Annotated in this window: 23 protein-coding genes, 1 tRNA gene, 1 pseudogene and 1 riboswitch; of the genes and pseudogenes, 9 read left to right on the forward strand and 16 right to left on the reverse strand. The window is 40.3% G+C overall.

Going from position 1 to position 16,826, the window contains the following annotated elements; all coding sequences use genetic code 11:
- Positions 1 to 97: 97 nt before the first annotated feature.
- Positions 98 to 199, reverse strand: a riboswitch (glycine riboswitch).
- A 168-nt stretch (positions 200 to 367) separates the two neighbouring features.
- From AC0OMA_RS12415 to sinR, 4 genes and pseudogenes are all read left to right on the forward strand, one after another.
- Positions 368 to 2,042 (forward strand): annotated as a pseudogene (locus AC0OMA_RS12415) (DEAD/DEAH box helicase).
- Positions 2,043 to 2,062: 20 nt separating this feature from the next.
- Positions 2,063 to 2,857: a YqhG family protein gene (locus AC0OMA_RS12420; RefSeq protein ID WP_003230200.1), complete on the forward strand. Its 795-nt coding sequence runs from the start codon at positions 2,063 to 2,065 to the stop codon at positions 2,855 to 2,857.
- 182 nt (positions 2,858 to 3,039) lie between these two features.
- Entirely contained in the window at positions 3,040 to 3,213 is a 174-nt protein-coding gene (gene sinI / locus AC0OMA_RS12425; RefSeq protein WP_003230187.1) for an anti-repressor SinI, read from the forward strand.
- Between the two features lie 33 nt (positions 3,214 to 3,246).
- Positions 3,247 to 3,582: a transcriptional regulator SinR gene (gene sinR / locus AC0OMA_RS12430; RefSeq protein ID WP_003226345.1), complete on the forward strand. Its 336-nt coding sequence runs from the start codon at positions 3,247 to 3,249 to the stop codon at positions 3,580 to 3,582.
- A gap of 92 nt (positions 3,583 to 3,674) precedes the next feature.
- On the opposite strand, the gene tasA is transcribed toward sinR, so the two are convergent.
- The 3 genes from tasA to tapA form a co-directional block, all read right to left on the reverse strand.
- Entirely contained in the window at positions 3,675 to 4,460 is a 786-nt protein-coding gene (gene tasA, locus AC0OMA_RS12435) for a biofilm matrix protein TasA (protein ID WP_003230183.1), read from the reverse strand.
- A gap of 63 nt (positions 4,461 to 4,523) precedes the next feature.
- Positions 4,524 to 5,096, reverse strand: a complete 573-nt coding sequence (gene sipW, locus AC0OMA_RS12440; RefSeq protein ID WP_080030740.1) for a signal peptidase I SipW — start codon at positions 5,094 to 5,096, stop codon at positions 4,524 to 4,526.
- The gene (gene tapA, locus AC0OMA_RS12445; RefSeq protein ID WP_015384085.1) at positions 5,080 to 5,841 is read right to left on the reverse strand and encodes an amyloid fiber anchoring/assembly protein TapA; all 762 of its coding nucleotides are present in this window, start codon (positions 5,839 to 5,841) and stop codon (positions 5,080 to 5,082) included. Before tapA ends, sipW begins: the two co-directional genes overlap by 17 nt.
- 269 nt (positions 5,842 to 6,110) lie before the next feature.
- Here tapA and AC0OMA_RS12450 point away from each other — a divergent pair, with 269 nt between their 5' ends.
- Positions 6,111 to 6,437 (forward strand): YqzG/YhdC family protein, encoded by a 327-nt coding sequence (locus tag AC0OMA_RS12450; RefSeq protein WP_015384086.1) that lies wholly within the window; start codon positions 6,111 to 6,113, stop codon positions 6,435 to 6,437.
- A gap of 41 nt (positions 6,438 to 6,478) precedes the next feature.
- Here the strand turns inward: AC0OMA_RS12450 and AC0OMA_RS12455 are convergent, their stop codons facing one another.
- From AC0OMA_RS12455 to corA, 9 genes are all read right to left on the reverse strand, one after another.
- Positions 6,479 to 6,658, reverse strand: a complete 180-nt coding sequence (locus AC0OMA_RS12455; protein WP_003230176.1) for a YqzE family protein — start codon at positions 6,656 to 6,658, stop codon at positions 6,479 to 6,481.
- A 71-nt stretch (positions 6,659 to 6,729) separates the two neighbouring features.
- Positions 6,730 to 7,104, reverse strand: coding sequence for a competence type IV pilus minor pilin ComGG (comGG, locus tag AC0OMA_RS12460; protein ID WP_014480253.1), 375 nt, complete (start codon positions 7,102 to 7,104; stop codon positions 6,730 to 6,732).
- A complete protein-coding gene (gene comGF, locus AC0OMA_RS12465) occupies positions 7,105 to 7,608 on the reverse strand; it encodes a competence type IV pilus minor pilin ComGF (protein ID WP_464097236.1) in 504 nt (167 codons plus the stop codon).
- A complete protein-coding gene (gene comGE, locus AC0OMA_RS12470; RefSeq protein ID WP_015384088.1) occupies positions 7,514 to 7,861 on the reverse strand; it encodes a ComG operon protein 5 in 348 nt (115 codons plus the stop codon). The genes comGF and comGE overlap by 95 nt, the downstream gene beginning before the upstream one ends.
- Positions 7,845 to 8,276, reverse strand: coding sequence for a comG operon protein ComGD (gene comGD / locus AC0OMA_RS12475; RefSeq protein ID WP_015384089.1), 432 nt, complete (start codon positions 8,274 to 8,276; stop codon positions 7,845 to 7,847). The genes comGE and comGD overlap by 17 nt, the downstream gene beginning before the upstream one ends.
- Complete coding sequence (gene comGC, locus AC0OMA_RS12480) at positions 8,266 to 8,562, reverse strand: comG operon protein ComGC (RefSeq protein ID WP_014477332.1); 297 nt, start codon at positions 8,560 to 8,562, stop codon at positions 8,266 to 8,268. The genes comGD and comGC overlap by 11 nt, the downstream gene beginning before the upstream one ends.
- A gap of 13 nt (positions 8,563 to 8,575) precedes the next feature.
- The gene (gene comGB / locus AC0OMA_RS12485; protein WP_047182873.1) at positions 8,576 to 9,613 is read right to left on the reverse strand and encodes a comG operon protein ComGB; all 1,038 of its coding nucleotides are present in this window, start codon (positions 9,611 to 9,613) and stop codon (positions 8,576 to 8,578) included.
- Complete coding sequence (comGA, locus tag AC0OMA_RS12490) at positions 9,600 to 10,670, reverse strand: competence protein ComGA (protein WP_015483431.1); 1,071 nt, start codon at positions 10,668 to 10,670, stop codon at positions 9,600 to 9,602. Before comGA ends, comGB begins: the two co-directional genes overlap by 14 nt.
- 409 nt (positions 10,671 to 11,079) lie before the next feature.
- Entirely contained in the window at positions 11,080 to 12,033 is a 954-nt protein-coding gene (corA, locus tag AC0OMA_RS12495) for a magnesium transporter CorA (protein ID WP_015483432.1), read from the reverse strand.
- A 142-nt stretch (positions 12,034 to 12,175) separates the two neighbouring features.
- Between corA and AC0OMA_RS12500 the strand changes: the two genes are divergently transcribed.
- Positions 12,176 to 13,504, forward strand: coding sequence for a hemolysin family protein (locus AC0OMA_RS12500; protein ID WP_003230150.1), 1,329 nt, complete (start codon positions 12,176 to 12,178; stop codon positions 13,502 to 13,504).
- A gap of 52 nt (positions 13,505 to 13,556) precedes the next feature.
- Here AC0OMA_RS12500 and rsbRD read toward each other — a convergent pair whose 3' ends face one another.
- Positions 13,557 to 14,393 (reverse strand): RsbT co-antagonist protein RsbRD, encoded by an 837-nt coding sequence (gene rsbRD / locus AC0OMA_RS12505; protein ID WP_015384093.1) that lies wholly within the window; start codon positions 14,391 to 14,393, stop codon positions 13,557 to 13,559.
- An 86-nt stretch (positions 14,394 to 14,479) separates the two neighbouring features.
- On the opposite strand from rsbRD, the gene AC0OMA_RS12510 reads away from it, so the two are divergent.
- Positions 14,480 to 14,550: transfer RNA gene (locus tag AC0OMA_RS12510), tRNA-Gln, on the forward strand.
- 66 nt (positions 14,551 to 14,616) lie between these two features.
- Here the strand turns inward: AC0OMA_RS12510 and mgsR are convergent.
- Positions 14,617 to 14,997: a transcriptional regulator MgsR gene (gene mgsR, locus AC0OMA_RS12515; RefSeq protein WP_003230147.1), complete on the reverse strand. Its 381-nt coding sequence runs from the start codon at positions 14,995 to 14,997 to the stop codon at positions 14,617 to 14,619.
- A gap of 231 nt (positions 14,998 to 15,228) precedes the next feature.
- Between mgsR and AC0OMA_RS12520 the strand changes: the two genes are divergently transcribed.
- Positions 15,229 to 15,474 carry a DUF2626 domain-containing protein gene (locus AC0OMA_RS12520; RefSeq protein WP_003226300.1) on the forward strand — a complete coding sequence of 82 codons (246 nt, stop codon included), beginning with the start codon at positions 15,229 to 15,231 and terminating at the stop codon, positions 15,472 to 15,474.
- Positions 15,475 to 15,513: 39 nt separating this feature from the next.
- On the opposite strand, the gene AC0OMA_RS12525 is transcribed toward AC0OMA_RS12520, so the two are convergent.
- Complete coding sequence (locus AC0OMA_RS12525; RefSeq protein ID WP_047182874.1) at positions 15,514 to 16,149, reverse strand: MBL fold metallo-hydrolase; 636 nt, start codon at positions 16,147 to 16,149, stop codon at positions 15,514 to 15,516.
- A gap of 156 nt (positions 16,150 to 16,305) precedes the next feature.
- On the opposite strand from AC0OMA_RS12525, the gene AC0OMA_RS12530 reads away from it, so the two are divergent.
- On the forward strand, positions 16,306 to 16,479 hold the full coding sequence (locus AC0OMA_RS12530) for a DUF2759 domain-containing protein (RefSeq protein ID WP_003230141.1): 174 nt from the start codon (positions 16,306 to 16,308) through the stop codon (positions 16,477 to 16,479).
- Positions 16,480 to 16,510: 31 nt separating this feature from the next.
- On the opposite strand, the gene AC0OMA_RS12535 is transcribed toward AC0OMA_RS12530, so the two are convergent.
- A complete protein-coding gene (locus tag AC0OMA_RS12535; protein WP_003230139.1) occupies positions 16,511 to 16,825 on the reverse strand; it encodes an MTH1187 family thiamine-binding protein in 315 nt (104 codons plus the stop codon).
- Between the last annotated feature and the right edge of the window lies 1 nt (position 16,826).

Consider the following 16,826-nt stretch of genomic DNA (forward strand, 5'->3'; position numbering starts at 1 on the left):
GAAGGTTCTCTGTCCTGGCACCTGAAAGTTTACTTTGCATACGCAAAGACGTCCCCTTTGGTGGTTTGCGCATCCGCACAAACACTCTCCAGAGTTGCGTCGAGCAAGAGTTCTTTTGCCTGAGAGATTCACTCCGCAGTTTGCTCCTTCGGCGCCTGTATCCCGAGGTTTTCGGTCAGGTCTCTCCCCTTGCTGTCATTCGCTCATATTTTCATGCTGTTATGGACATACTATAGCAATATCTTACATCAAATACATACTCATATCCTACCATCATCACTATATGCTGGGCAACAGCAATTTGGGCAGATTTTTCTTATATTATTCATCTTAAGAATCGAAGAATAAGAAAGGCGGTTTCAAAGCAATGAATACAGAAATGATCTACGATGCAAAATGGCCTGAAGAATTTGCTGAAAGACTGAAAAACGATGGCCCTTGGGCAAACTGGGAACTGTACAAGCTCTCTGCAGAAATCCAGAAAACATTAGCAATTCCAGAGTTTGAAGGCTTACGGGCTCCTTTATATCTGCCTTCCTTTACGCCGCTCCCCCACCAGCTTGAAGTGGCGCAAAAAGTGGTTGAAAAAATGAACGGGAAAGCAATTTTAGCAGATGAGGTTGGTCTCGGGAAAACGGTTGAAGCAGGACTGATTCTAAAAGAATATATGATTCGCGGGTTAGCAAAAAAAATTTTGATCCTTGTGCCCGCTTCCCTTGTGTCACAATGGGTCAAAGAGCTTCAGGAAAAATTTTTGATTCCGGCTGTTGAACAAAAGAAAAGCTATGTGTGGGAGCAATGCGATATTGTCGTCTCATCAATAGACACCGCGAAGCGTTCGCCCCATCGAGAAATCGTTCTGTCTATCCCATATGATCTTGTCATTATTGATGAGGCACACAAACTGAAAAATAGCAAAACGAAGAACTATGAATTTGTCCGGAATCTCGTAAAAAAATATTGCCTGCTTCTTACCGCAACGCCAATCCAGAACCGTATCGAAGAGATTTTCAATTTGGTGTCCTTATTAAAACCCGGCCATTTAGGCAGTCAGAATCACTTTCAGGAGGAGTTCGCCAAGAAGAAATCCAGTTTAGAAACGCATGAACATTTAAAAGATCTTGTGAATAAAGTCATGATCCGTAACAGGCGGCATGATACAGGGCTGAATTGGAAACAGCGCCATGTTGAAACAGTGCCGATTCAACTTTCTCCATCAGAGCAGGCGCTTTATGATGAAATTTCTCGCTTGAAGGAAAGTATCAATAAACCAGCCAGCATGTTCTCGATTATGACCTTGCAAAGAGAATGCTGTTCGAGCAGAGAAGCGGTGTATATGACGCTGAAAAAGATGCTTGATCAAAAAGAGAAACAAGCACCTGCCATTGATGAGGATACGATTTCAGTTTTAATAGATCGCATCAATCAAGTGACACAAAACTCTAAAGCGCTTCAAGTTGTTGACTTGATCAAAAAGATCGACGATAAGGTCATCATTTTTACAGAATACCGTGCAACCCAGATTTATCTGCAGTGGTTTCTTCAGCAAAACGGCATCAGTTCTGTGCCGTTTAGAGGCGGATTTAAACGTGGAAAAAAAAGACTGGATGAAGGATCTTTTCCGCGGAAAAATCCAAGTCCTTATTGCAACTGAAGCAGGCGGTGAGGGGATTAACCTGCAATTTTGCAATCACATGATCAACTATGACCTGCCATGGAACCCGATGCGACTTGAGCAAAGAATCGGAAGAATTCACAGACTCGGGCAGGAGCGTGACGTGCATATTTATAACATGGCGACAAAACATACGGTGGAAGAGCATATTCTAAAGCTTTTATATGAAAAAATTCATTTGTTTGAAAAAGTGGTCGGTGAACTTGATGATATTTTAACGAAAATTCAAGTGAACAATTTTGAAGAGCACCTTCATGACATTTTGTATCACTCAGCAACAGAAGAAGAAATGAAAATAAAAATGGATAACTTAACCTCATTTTTGTCTTATAAAAAACAGCTGCCTGCTGAAAAAAGAGGATCTTAGCCTGTAAGGAGGTTTTATTAGTGAGACAGCAAGAGGTTCACGATTTTCTGCTGCGTTTTTTTCAAGCAAACAGCTGCCAAATCGTCGATCAAGGCTTAGGCTATATGACAGTGCAGCTTACAGTTGAAATGGACAAACAAATCATGAACCGCCCTTTCTACTGGCATTGGCGCGAGAAGACAGGCGGTGATCCGAATCCAATGAAAATCACTTTTATTACAGATAAAGAAAATGCACCAAAAGACCTAGATGGTGAATTTATATATTTTGGGGCCCCGCGTCTTTTTCAAATATTTAAAGCTGTTAAACAAAATGGGAGATTTACCAGAATGTATGAGAAAATTGAATCAGCCGGAGCTAAAGTCCCACTTCAGCCTTGGCTTGGTATAAATGTCACGATTTCATACCAGTCCGACATGAAAAAGGATAAGTTATTGTCACTAGGTCTTCACCTAGTCTCTGGAACGATAATTGAAGATTTTCAAAGCAAGCTGACCCAGTTTTCACTGACGTCTCAAATATGTGACTATTGCTTCACCATTTCACCTATGATCAAACCAGAAAGCGGACTTAAGCGTATGGAAAACTATATTTCAAAATCCGCTATGCAGGAGCCGTCCGACTGGGCGGAACAGGCGGTTAACAGGTGGAAGAATGATATGACATTGCTTGATAAGTTTTACGAGCATATAGAAGAAAAACCAGAAGAATACCATCTAGAAAAACAGGCGCTGAAAACCTTGTATCAACCAAAGATATCAGTTGAAATTGAAAATGGCGGATTGTTTTATCTGCAAAATAATATTTCAAGCTAACTTTTTTACCATTCGACATCATTCTCGTTTTTTTTGAGAAAATACGATTATAATAAAGGTATATTGGAAAAAAATTCTGGCGATTTAATGGCAAATGACTTCCAGAGACTAATGAAGCATACAATAAGTCATGGCCGGACTGGCTGAAATACATAAACAAGTATTTTAGGAGGAGAAACTGCATGAAGAATGCAAAACAAGAGCACTTTGAATTGGATCAAGAATGGGTTGAATTAATGGTGGAAGCCAAAGAGGCAAATATCAGCCCGGAAGAAATACGAAAATATTTACTTTTAAACAAAAAGTCTGCTCATCCTGGTCCGGCAGCCAGAAGTCATACCGTAAATCCTTTCTGAATGTGCTATAATATCACAAGGAAGGTGATGACATTGATTGGCCAGCGTATTAAACAATACCGTAAAGAAAAAGGCTACTCACTATCAGAACTAGCTGAAAAAGCTGGGGTAGCGAAGTCTTATTTAAGCTCAATAGAACGAAATCTACAAACGAACCCCTCCATTCAATTTCTCGAAAAAGTCTCCGCTGTTCTGGACGTCTCGGTTCATACTTTGCTCGATGAGAAACATGAAACCGAATACGATGGTCAATTAGATAGTGAATGGGAGAAATTGGTTCGCGATGCGATGACATCCGGGGTATCGAAAAAACAATTTCGTGAATTTTTAGATTATCAAAAATGGAGAAAATCTCAAAAAGAGGAGTAGTGCCTGAGCAGAGGCACTAACTCCTCTTTTGTCAATAAACATCGAGACGGCCCAGTATATGAATACTGGGCCGTCTCTTTTTATGGCTGTTATTAATTTTTATCCTCGCTGTGCGCTTTTTCATTTTCTTTCACATAACCGTCTTTATCAGTATGGTCCTTTTTGATTGTCAAGCCGTTCCACTGTGTAGCTTCGAACGAGAATTGAAGCTTAATGGAGTTGCCTTGATATTTATTTTGAACCATAAGCCCATTTTCATCTTTTGTTTTATCATCTTTGAATTGGATTTCCATTTGAACCTGATCGAAGTCAGTTGGTGTTTTTGGAACACCATCATATTCAGGAGCGGTTTTACCGTCAATTGTTGCTACATTGACTTTACCGCTTGCATTTAAGAATTTAGGGTCAATTTGTTTTTTGATTTTTTCAGTAGCCGCTGCATCATTTTTAGCAGACATCAAATACAAGTCTTTAAGGTTGGCATCATCTAAAATAATGTTTTTCGGGTAACCATTGCCGCCCTCTTTTCCAACTGTCAACAATGTCACTTCAAACTGGCTGAGGAAATCTTCTGGAGATGTATTGCTGCCGCCGTTTGCTTTAAAATCTCCATAATTAAGCGCCATTAAAACTTCTTTGATCGCAAGTGATCCGTTATTTTCAAATTGGAAATCCTTTGTCAACTTATCTCCCGGCTTTAGATTTGATAGGTTCACACTCGCTGAATTCTCTTTAGCAGATAAATCAAGCGTACCTGATGCAAAAGTAGCATCCTTTGATTTAATGTCGTTAAATGCTGCCCATGTTCCTCCTCCAACTAAAGCTAATCCTAGTGCTGCAGAAGCAACTCCTAAACTCAATTTCTTTTTCATACCCATGGTAAACTCCCCTTTTATTGAATGATTTTATATCGAAACCTGTTGCCAGGTTTACAACTGAAGTTAAGTAGACATGGTGCTGTCCTTTGTATCTGTTTCCAAGGCTTTTGTCTTTCTTTCAATTTCTCTAATGGCGCTGCTGATCGTCACAAAAGCGTACACTAACAGCATCACGCCGGGAACAATCAATAATACAGCCGTTCCAATCGGCTGGCTGGCAAAATGAAGCATATAGCCTGCATATGGAAGCTGAAAACCTGTGTATTGCGCGCGAACATTTTCGTCCGATACAGGGGCTGAATCAGCTGCTGCATTATTATCACCTTTTGTTTTAAATAACAAATGGTCTTCTTGCTTTGTTATGTCAACTATTCTGTGGGTGACTGCCGTATTTGCATCCTGCATAAATGTAATAACGTCTCCTTTTTGGAGCTCTTTCACATCAGCGATTTCTTTTACCAATATTAAGGAACCTGTATTGAACTCCGGCTCCATCGAACCTGACAGAACTGATTTCAGCGTATACCCAAACACCGCCGGCTCTCCCCCGGATGAACGTGTTGAAATCACGACAAGTGTCAGCACAATAATAAGAGTAAAGATGATCACGTATAAAATATTACTGATCAGCTTCATTGCTTTTTTCATCCTCTTCCCCGCTTTCCTTCTGGTCTGATTGAGTTTCATTTTCTTTGGTTACAGCTTCTTGAGATGTTTCTTCTTTCATTGTTTTTTCCTGTATATCCTTTTGTGTTGTTTCATTCTCCTTTTTGACGTCCGACTTTGTTTCTTTTTTAGGGACTGTCGGTTTTTCATCGCATTTTGCAAGCGTCATAGGCTCCGACCACTCAAATGTACTGCCGTTTGCCGGGTAGCCTGCCGGTTTATATACTTTAAATGCATAAATGCCGGGTTTCTTTTTTTTCTTCGTCTCAATTTTATAAAGTGAATCGCCAATTTGATTGGAGACAAATCCTTTTTCGATCACGTTCCCATCCTCTAACGGTTTGCGGGCATTTTTAAGCTTATGAAGCTCCCACTTCCACTTTGATTTCTTAAGTTTCTCACCTGTATTTTCGAGCACAGCAAATAAGGCGAAAGGTGAGCATACAGTGCCTTTCGTATCTGTTTGATCTGATATGTGCAAATCACTTTGATCCCAGCGTTTATCATAATGGCAGTTTTTATCTGTATGCTGAAAGTCTTTACACGTTTGAAGTGAGAAATCAAATGTTTCAATATCATGAAAAGCAGCGCTTGTATCATCGGAAAATTGTAAGCATATTGCGGCAGTCAGACTGAAAATGACTGAAAGCTGAAAGATAAGCAGAACTTTCAGTTTCGTCTTCGTCTTTTGCTGATTGTGAAACAATCGAAACATATCTTACCTCCTGTAAAACACTGTAACTTGATATGACAGTCGTTCTCTTTAAAGAACCGCACAAGTAGAGTATAATCAACGATTTATAGATTTTAAAACACCGAAATCGCTCATTTTGTTCGTTTAAAAGAATGTTTTCGTCATATTACAAAGTCTTGCTCAGTATTGCTCATCTTTTCATTTTTTGAAATTTTTGGGATTGTTATGTGAGAATTTAAATGCATATCCAATTATTATTTGGTAATAATAAATAAAGAAAGGGTGACAGCATGATGATCAAACAATGTGTGATTTGTCTACCTCTTCTCGTCTTTGGCACCACAGCCGCTCACGCAGAAGAAATACCGCTTGTAACCGCCCGCCACATGTCCAAATGGGAAGAGATTGCTGTAAAAGAAGCAAAAAAAAGGTACCCGCTCGCACAGGTACTGTTCAAACAAAAAGTATGGGACCGTAAAAGAAAAGATGAAGCAGTGAAGCAATACCATTTAACTCTGAGGGAAGGGTCAAAAGAATTCGGCGTTTTTGTGACGATTTCATTTGATCCTTATAGCCAAAAGGTCAATAAAATTGCCATATTAGAAGAATATCAATAAGGTCCTCCATTTTTTGAAGGACCTTATTCGTTTATTTGCGGTTATTTTTTCCGTTTCAGCCAAAGTCGGAAGCCATAGGGTAAAATACCGAACCACTGCTGGGAAACAGGCGTTTTTGTTTCTTTCCGCACCTCTTTTCGTTCTTTTCGCTCATCTCTCGGAGTATCTATATATTTGACAAATTGCTGCGTCATATATTTAACATAATCATTCGTTTTCACGTGATCACCTCATCATTCAATTATTATGAAGTGTTGTCTCACATGACTTTTTTTATACCCTTTACACTGTTTTATTCTGTCCATCTCAGCAGTTTTTTCTGTTTTTGATCAAACACGATCTGTGCAGTTCTTTCTGTTCCCGACTCCGTTGACACTCTTAAGTTGATTTCTTTTTGTTCTTTTATCGATGTATCATGAATGTAATAAGAAACCCGTCCATATGGAAATTGCTGCGTACCCTCCTGGCCTTTCCGTTCCTCTAGAACATGCCGAATCGAAAGAAGCACCCCATTTTGAAGCAAGTTCTCTCCTATGTATAACTCTTTTGTTTCCTTCTCAAACATGCAGCGTGAAATATATTGAGCAGCAGCAAAGTTCACGATTAACAGCACAAGCGCTGACACAAAAAGAACAGCTGGATAAATAAACCCTCTTGTACGGTACATTCACCCCCCTCCTAAATACGAATAGACTGGAAAAGCAGTTTGATACACTTTTTGGTCCTCACTCTCAATTTTCAGCAAAACAACACCATTTTCAATATCAGCTTTCATGGCAGTAATATGATCTAAAATCGGAACATGCCCTTTGCCATCCACTCTTTTTCTTATCATTGAGTGATAAATGTCAAAACGGATGTCTTGTCCGGAAAGATTGGTGCAGATTAACACGCTCCCATCCTCGGCTGTCTTAACTGCCTGTGACTCCTTGCATTCATTCATCATCTGTTCTATCGAAATCATCCATTCTTGCTGTGTGAAACCGTCATGTTCCTGCTGTCGAGACAAAAACAGATGGAAAATCGCAGCTAACGATCCTGATATGAGCAAAAAGACTGAGAGCGAAAATAATACGTTAAGAAGCGTGTAGCCATTCTGTCTGCAGGATGCTGAGGCAATATGATTTTTCTTTATAAGCTGTGGCTTTGATACATACGTTTTGATATTCACCCTCCTCCTTCCACTTCATTGCATAGATATGATTGTTCTTTGTAATCGTTTTTGACGCGGCTCCTTCACCACTCATGACATATTTGCTAATGCTCTCATTCATCATCTGATAGCCAATTTCTCGTGATTCCGCCATTTTTTCATCAGACATCAGCTTGTCCCACAAGGGGACGACTGTCAGCAGCACAAACAGCCACAGGCTTAGCGCTGACATTGTTTCTATTGTAGAAAAACCTTTATTTTCTCTCCACATTGACTCTCCCGCTCCCTAGATAAACTGTTATGTCATAAACGGCATGGCCATTTACTCGTATTTTTCCGCCTGCATTCGGGTGCCCTTTCTCATTAAATTCCAAACGGTCTTTTAATGTCAGCAGTTCTATAGATAGTCCCGTTGCATACGGACGTTCAATGACCGTATCACCAATGACTAATTGATATTCTTTTTTATGAAAGAGAATTTTTGTTCTTTGTTGACGGGAAATAGCAGTCTGCTGTGTGAGCATAATATCATTTTTCAGCTGCCTTGCTGCCTGTCGGACAGCTGTATTGTCATAAGCAGGAGGAAGTGTAGTGAAGACGGCCACCAGGAGGATAGAGGCAAGGCTTAACACAAGCAAACTTTCTAAAAGGGTAAACCCCTCCTCCTCGTTTAATTTAATGTTCAACCTTAACTTCTCCGCCGGTGATGATAATGTGCTTCCCATTTGGACAGACAGCATCCTTTTTCACATAGCCCTCTGACTGTAAATCGGCAAGGCTCGGAGTTTGTCCTTCATGATCAAGCTCAAATGCGGTCATTTGTGCCTTAACCATGTTTTGTAGGCCTTCACAGCCCTTTTTTTGAATGGTTTGATTATGTTTCGTGACGTTCGGTATCGTAATTAAAAGCAAGATCGAAATAATAAAGAGCACAATTAACATTTCAACAAGTGTAAATCCTTTCTCATTCATCAGCCTCTTCCTTTCACATTTGATTCATCATCTGATACATAGGCACAAGCATAGATAAATACACAAGTAAGATCATCGCTGCAACAAATCCATAAATCATCGGCTGAAGGATGCCTGTCCATTTTTGCGCTTTGTGTTCCAGCCGCTGCAATATGAACTGACTGTATGTGAAAAGCTCTCGATCCAATCGGCCGCTCAGCTGGCCGTGAGATATGACTTTTGAAAAATCAACTTCATAAAAAGGGCTTCCACAAATAGCGGCTTCAATTGACTCACCGGCTTTTAGCCGTTCAATCAATTGTTCAGCCTCGCAGCGGTAGAAAGGGAGAAACGTTTGATGTTTAAATGCATTAAGGCTGTCATAAATTGAGAGGCCCGATTTTAAAAGGCTGCTTAGCTGCAAAGAAAAAAAGTAGCTGTTAAACAGCTTGACAAGCTTTCCAATCAAAGGAATCCTGACACAAATCAGCATTTGCCGGGCAGGTGATTTTTTCTTAAACACAAGCCAATAATAAATCCCGATACCTGCTGTAAAAAGAGCCAACAAAATGATCACAAGATCAATATGCTGAAAAAAAGCAAAAAGCATATCGGTTGAACGTGAGGTTTCCATATTCATCGATTGATAGATACCGGAAAACTGAGGAATGATGATGGACTGTAACATATAAAACATGACAGCGACCGTAAAAATGAGGAAAAGCGGATAGCGCAGCACTCTTTTCAGCTGGTCTGACTGTGCAATTTTTCGTTCCAGCAGCTCTCCGCTCTGGATCATGGAAGCGGGCAGTTCACCATGTGTTTCAGCAAAATAACAAATACCTACGGCTTCCTTATGAAATGACAAACTCTTTAGTACTTGATAAAACGGAGCCCCTTCCCTCAAACAAGTGACCGTATCAGTCAAGTCAGCAGCCTGCCTCTTATTCATCTGAAGTTCCATCAGGCGTAATCCATCCAGAAGCGTATATCCGCCCGCAGTCATTTCACCAAGCCGCTTTAATAACCTGGCTTGATCCTTTAACGACCAGACTTTTCTAATCTTTTTCATGATAAACCCACCGGTCATAGTTGTTTGTCGTTATATAGCCGAGCGCAATTCCTTTTCTGATAATTTGACGAAGCGTTTGATATTGGTAATTTGCATGATTTCCTTTTGCCTCCTGGATACATTGCTGAAGATTTTTCCCGTAAAGAAGCTCATAAACGCTAGCTCTCCTGGTATTTCGTGACTGGCGGCAATACACTGATGAACATCCGTTTTCACAAAACGGGCAAGCCAAATCAACTAAGCGCTGAGCCGCTATTGCAATGACAGTCTGTTCGATTTCATTCATATTGATACCGAATTCAAGCAGTCTGTAAATTGCGCCCTTTGCGTCTCTCGTATGAAGGCTCGTCAGTACCAGATGTCCCGTCATCGCTGCCCGCACCGCAATTTCAGCTGTTTCCGCGTCTCTGATCTCACCTAAAATAATCATATCGGGATCATGGCGCAAAATTGCTTTCAGACCTGCGGAATAAGTTACACCGGCTTTTTCATTCACCTGAACCTGAAGAACATCTTCGTCCCTTGTTTCAACAGGGTCCTCTAATGTGACAATATTTCGATTAAAGTGTTTTTTTGCATATTGAACGAGAGAGTATAATGTGGTAGTCTTCCCTGAACCAGTCGGCCCGGTAAAAATGAGCATGCCATGGGAATGTTTTAAAAATGAGAGTAATGTGGCTCCTGTCTTCGGAAATAGCGACAATTTATCAATCGAAGGGATATTGTATTGGGGCATCACTCTGATCACGAGGCTTTCTTCATTAATTGTGGGCAGCGTTGACATTCTTAAATGAACATTTCCCTCTTTCAGCTTTAACGTAAGCGAACCGTTTTGCGGCTTTCGCCTTTCACCTATATCCATTGCTGAAAGAAATTTAAAATGTGAAATCAGCCTTACGCACTCTTCTTTTTTCATGTCCCTTTTTTTCAGCAAGGCATGATCGACACGAAAATGAATGATAGCGTCCCGCTCCCTCGGCACGATGTGAATATCAGAAGCCTTTGTTAGATATGCCTCTTCAATCAAGTTTTTGCTTACCTTTTCTATTGAATCCAATTTGATTCCCTCTCCTTTCAACGCATATTGTAGAAAAAGAAGAAACGGTAATCAAACAGGGAAAACGTGATTTTGTGAGATGTTATATGCTGAAAAACCAATTCTTTCTGGCAAGAAAAAAACTTTCAACTGAATGTGCCCCTTTCATTACAATTTTCCCAATAATAAAAAAGCAGACATGGTCACCATGCCTGCTTGATTCCATTTTCATTATGCTGTTTTCGCTTTTTGACCAGTATCTTTTTCAACGGAAAGGTCGCCTAATGCAACAATACCGGTCATTTGGTCATTTTCAAGAATCGATAAACTGTGGATTTAATGCTCTGCCATAAGCGCCTTGACATCGTATCCGGTCACCCTGATATGTCTGGTGAAAAAGCGGGGCACGCTGCACAAAATATGAAACATCCTATAGAGTCCGCCTTTTCCGAGGTTTCTTTTTCTTCTTCCGTTCCTGCAGCATATCTCCCGTCCAGCCTTTTTTCCTCAAATAGAGGTAGATCAGAACTGTAGATGTGACAATCAATAAGAGAGAAAAGAGATATCCGTATTTCCAATTCAGTTCCGGCATCACTGAAAAGTTCATCCCCCATAAGGCACCCAGAGCTGTAATCGGCGTAAAAAGCGTCGTGAAAATGGTCAGTGCTTTTACAATTTCATTCCCCCTATGTGAGGTAATGACTTCCTCTGAATGCAGCAGATTGTTAAGCTCTCCTTCAAATTCGCTGATGTATGTAAATCCCCTGTCAATTTTCAGTTGTGTCCGCTGATAATCCTTTTTCTCTTCATTTTGAGGTAAAAAGGTTTCTTTCAACGCCATTTCAATTTTTTTAGCGCTTAATATCAAGTTTTTCCAAATCATCAGTTCATGGCGCAGGAGATGGACGCGGTTTAAAATGCTTTTGCTATTGTCGTCTTTAATCTGCCATCTAAGCTTTCTCAGCTTTACTTCAAATTCATCAACACCGATTAAATACGCATTCATTAGCTCGCCGAGAAGAATTAAAAACCCCTCTATCGCATTGTCCGCTCTTTCCATTTGCCGGACAACTTCTTTTCCTTTAATCTCTCTCAAAATCGAAAAGTCAAAGTTGATTGTAAAAAAATATTGTCTGGTGATATAAAAGTGAAAAACAGTATGGTCTTTTTCTTCACCAAGCCCCTGATCATAAACAATCGACCCAAATACCGCTTCATTTTCCGTCTCAGTTGTATCTACTCTCAAAAAATTAACGTGATGGTTATTTTCAAACCACTTTTCACACTGAGGCCAGTGAGAAAAATGGATTAGATCCCTTGCCTTACTTCTTTCTTGAGGCCCCATTTGGTACCAAAACCAATCCTTTCCTGTATGTGCCTTCATGTCAAGATCCTCCAAACTTTTGTTCTTTATTCTTTAATTGCCCAATAACCGCGTCACTAAACCAGTCTGCCGCTTCAACACATGTTTTATGAGCATTTTCAGGTGGTATGGAATGTAGAAAGACATCGGAAAAGGGAGGTGCATGCCTTCCTTGGAGAAGGCAGTTGTTTTGGAATTTGTCAATTTACTAGCAGTCGCTATTCTCATTTTGTTAACAGGATTTTTTGTTGCCGTAGAATTTTCAATCGTAAAAGTGCGGCGGTCCAAAATTGATCAGCTTGTCGCAAAAGGAAAGAAAGGTGCTAAAGCGGCAAAGCATGTCATCACTCACCTTGATGAATATTTATCAGCCTGTCAGTTAGGCATCACAGTCGCAGCTTTAGGACTGGGATGGCTTGGGGAACCGACTGTGCAAACTCTGCTTCGACCGCTTTTTCATAAAGCAGGCTTAAATGAATCGCTTACCCACCTGCTTTCACTCGTCATCGCATTTTTAGCGGTTACGTATTTAAATGTCGTTATTGGGGAACTGGCGCCAAAGAGTTTCGCCATTCAAAAAGCAGAAAGCATTACCTTGTTGTTCGCTAAACCGCTTATTTGGTTTTATAAGATCATGTTTCCATTCATTTGGCTGTTGAACCACTCTGCCCGATTGATTACAGGAGTGTTTGGGCTGAAGCCGGCATCAGAGCATGAGCTGGCTTATACAGAGGAAGAACTTCGGGTCCTATTGGCTGAAAGCTATAAAAGCGGCGAGATCAGAAAAAGTGAATTAAAGTACATGAATAATATCTTCACCTTTGATAAACGAATGGCAAAGGAAATTATGGTGCCGCGAAATGAAATGGTTAGTTTGTCACTAGATGAAGACTCCATTTCAAATCTTCAGGAAACAGTCAAGCAAACAAAATATACCCGGTACCCGGTTGTAAGAGAGGATAAAGATAACGTCATTGGCGTGATTAATATGAAAGAAGTGCTGTTTTCCATGCTGACGAAAGATTTTTCAATCAAGAAGCATCAAATTGAACCTTTCGTACAGCCCGTTATCCATGTCATTGAGACGATTCCTATTTATAAACTATTGCTGAAAATGCAAAAGGAACGCACTCATATGGCGATCCTCATAGATGAATATGGCGGGACGTCCGGTTTGGTCACTGTCGAAGATATTATCGAGGAAATTGTAGGAGAAATCCGTGATGAATTTGATGCGGATGAAGTGCCTCATATCCGCGAACTTGGAAAGGATCACTACTTGTTAAATGCAAAATTATTAATCAGCGATGTTAACAGCCTGCTTGGAACCGATTTATCAGACGCAGAAGTAGACACCTTGGGCGGCTGGTTTTTGACACAAAACATAGACGCTGAGCCTGAAAGTACCATAGAATATGATGGCTACTCTTTTAAGGTAAAAGACATCAACAGCCATCACATTTTATTTATAGAAGTTAAAAAAGCTGAATAGCCCGTGAAAGGCTGTTCAGCTGCTATCTTTCAAGATCAACATGGCAAAGGCATCAACACTCTTTTATTTTAAACCCTTTATTGGCCAGGGCTTTAGCAAGACTTTGCTCGGTTTTCACATTCGAAAAATCTAGACCCAGCTTCACGACAGTTTGGGCAATTTCCGGCCTGATTCCTGAAATAATCGTCTCAATGCCGAGCAATTTGGTGCTGTCAATCACTTTAAAAATTTGATAGGCTACCATGGTATCAACGATAGGAACGCCCGAAATATCTAAAAATAAATACGAGAGCTTTAACGCTGAGCACTGCTCCAGCACAGACTCCAAAATCGTCCTCGCTCTGTACGTATCAATCTCACCGACAAGCGGAAGAATCCCAATTCCATCAGTAATCGGCATAATCGGCGCACTCAATTCATTAATCATTTCTTTTTGCGCGTTTAATTGTATCATGGTCACCTGGTGATATTCTTCCGTAAACACTTCGATGATCTCATCAATGTTTTGATTCAAGATCCGGCTCCACTCATAAAAATCCTGAATGCTGATGTCTTGAGAAGAAGCTTCGCTGAATTTCTGAATCCATTCAAACATGATATGCCTGAAGGTGTTAAACTGGCCGACACTTTCTGTTACCGTCACTTCATGAACGGCACGGTCTCTGGCGCATTGAAGAGACCACCGGTTGAGCTCATCCTCTACGTCTTCTTTTCTAAGGGATTTTGCTACGATGGTCACCAATAATTCATGCTGGTCTTTTAACTTTTGTTCTAGTTTTTGCTGATCTTTCGCTGAATACAGCCAGCTGCCTTTTGACGTACAAACTTCCAGCCATTGTTGCGTGATATCTTCTTTGTGCTCTGTTAAGTGCTGATCAAGAGCTATCATCTTAATGAGTTACCTCCTGTTTTTGAAAAATGTACGCTATATATGTATAACGCGTCTGCCTTTACACATACTATGTTTACATTCAATGGGCTATAGCCAAGCGGTAAGGCAATGGACTTTGACTCCGTGATCGTTGGTTCGAATCCAGCTAGCCCAGTTTCTGAACAGGTGAAAAACCGAAGATAAGCTGATTCGTATAAATCAGCGGATCTTCGGTTTTTCATCATGCAGATTGATGAACCGTTTTCTTCTTCGATAACTTCAACAGTTCTCCCGGGTTATAACCAATCACCAGCTTTTTGTTGTCTACTAGAATCGGGCGTCGCAAAAGCTTCGGCTTCTCGATTAAAAGTTCCAGCACCTCATTTACCGTCATTTCTTCAATGTTTAAATTTAAATTTTTGAAAGTCTGGCTTCTTGTCGCCAAAATTTCATCAATTCCTTCTGTCGTTAACGATAAAATGTACTTTAATTCTTCTCTTGTCGGGGTTTCTCTGAATAAGTGCCGTTCGTTAAATTCAATTTGATGTGCTTTAAGCCAATGTTTTGTTTTTCGGCATGACGTGCAGCTTGGATATGAGTAAAAAGTTAATTGTTGTTCCATTCGTTTTTTCCTCCTCAGTTAACCATCTCTTTGTAGAATAACTACCCGGATCATTTTTCATTTAAACCATTTACAGAACTTTTTTCGGATTATTTTTTAAAAAACATTCATACAATAGAAAACACAATCAAAGGGACAAATTCCATTTGTATATTAATAATGAAAATGTTTACATTTCTAGGTGTGATCTATTATAATAACAGTCAGAGGGACTCTCGGGAGGGGATAAAAATGAATCGCATGTTCCGGGTGTTAGGATTTTGGACGGGAATTTTTGCAGTCATGTTTTATTTAGGTGATATGAAAGATGCTTCCCTTTTATTTTTTGGACAGACGATCTTATTTGTGTTTCTATCGTATTTGAACTTAACCGAACGCATGTATATTTATATTTTTGGCGCTTATTTAACAATTTTCTTCGCCGGCTTTACATATTACTCAATTTTTATTATGGTGCCCGGCGGCGGAGGCCATTAAATGCAGAAAGAGACAAACCTTATCGGTTTGTCTCTTTTTTTACAATGAAAAACCATTTAAAAACGGATTTTGGTCCTGCTCAGTCAGTACGTCTGTTTCAGGTCCATGGCCGCTTAACACCAGCGTGTGTTCCGGAAGCGTAAGCAGTTTTTCATGAATGGACGTCAGCAGCGTCTCTTGATCGCCGCCTATTAAATCCGTACGTCCTATACCGCCTTGGAACAAAACATCACCGGAGATGACCAAGTCTGCATCTTTCACGTAGTAAGACACACTGCCTGGTGAATGTCCCGGCGTAAATAATGTTTCCAAATGAAACGGCCCGATATTCAACTCACCGTCACCTTCAATTAGATGATCTGCAGGCTTAGCTGTGACTTCTATCCCTCGCAGCATGCCGGAGCCGTTTAAAGAAGCATCCGTAAGCCAATTTTTTTCATTTTGATGCAGGTAAACAGGGATATCCCATTTTTCTCTCACTTCATCAAGCGCCCCAATATGGTCAAAATGGGCATGTGTAAGCAAAATGGCTAAAGGCGTCAGCCCTTTTTCTTTTATGTATTGATTGACTTTATGTCCCTCGCCGCCCGGATCAAAAATCAGGCATTGATCATCACTGATAAGAAAATATGCGTTCGCTTGAATCGGCCCTACTGGCATTCGTCTCCATTTCACTATTATCACCTCTTTCTTTTTTATGCTCTTATTATGAGGTTTTTTTAAAAAAGATTCAAACAATCGCATTGAAAACGCTATCGACAAACCTATAAAAAACAGGTAGAATAAAACTGGAAAGAATTGCAGGTTTTTCAATGTAAAGGGGGCTGTGTTATGTTACTTGTCGTGATTTTCGGCCTTGTCGCTCTTTTCGCTTTATGGGGAGTCTTGCGTTCTGTTAGAAATAAAAATATACTCGGGTTTTTATTAGCCGGTGCCACCTTATTTGTCTTTGGATGGTTTACCGTGATGACCGTAATAAACAGCGGGTATCCAACCGCACATTAAAACCTGTATCCGATCGGATACAGGTTTATTTTTATGGCTGTAAATGTTTATTGACACTTTCTATTTTGCTCTCAAGCGTCGTTTTTTTGTCACGCCTGTCATCGATACGGATATTCGTTGCCACTCTGTGCAATCCTTTTTGAAATGGCGCTTCGTGAATTGCCTGAATGACTGCAAAAAGGTCACTGAGTTCTCCCTCGATCAGCGTATTCATCGGTGTCAGCTGATATTTGATTTTCCCTTCTGCTTGATATCCTTCTAATATCTTTTGCACATCGGCTACGTAAGCACTGACACTGGGTGTTTCCGTACCGATTGGGATAATGGTTACATCTGCGATAGCCATC

It is taken from the genome of Bacillus sp. AMCV2 (assembly GCF_056033925.1).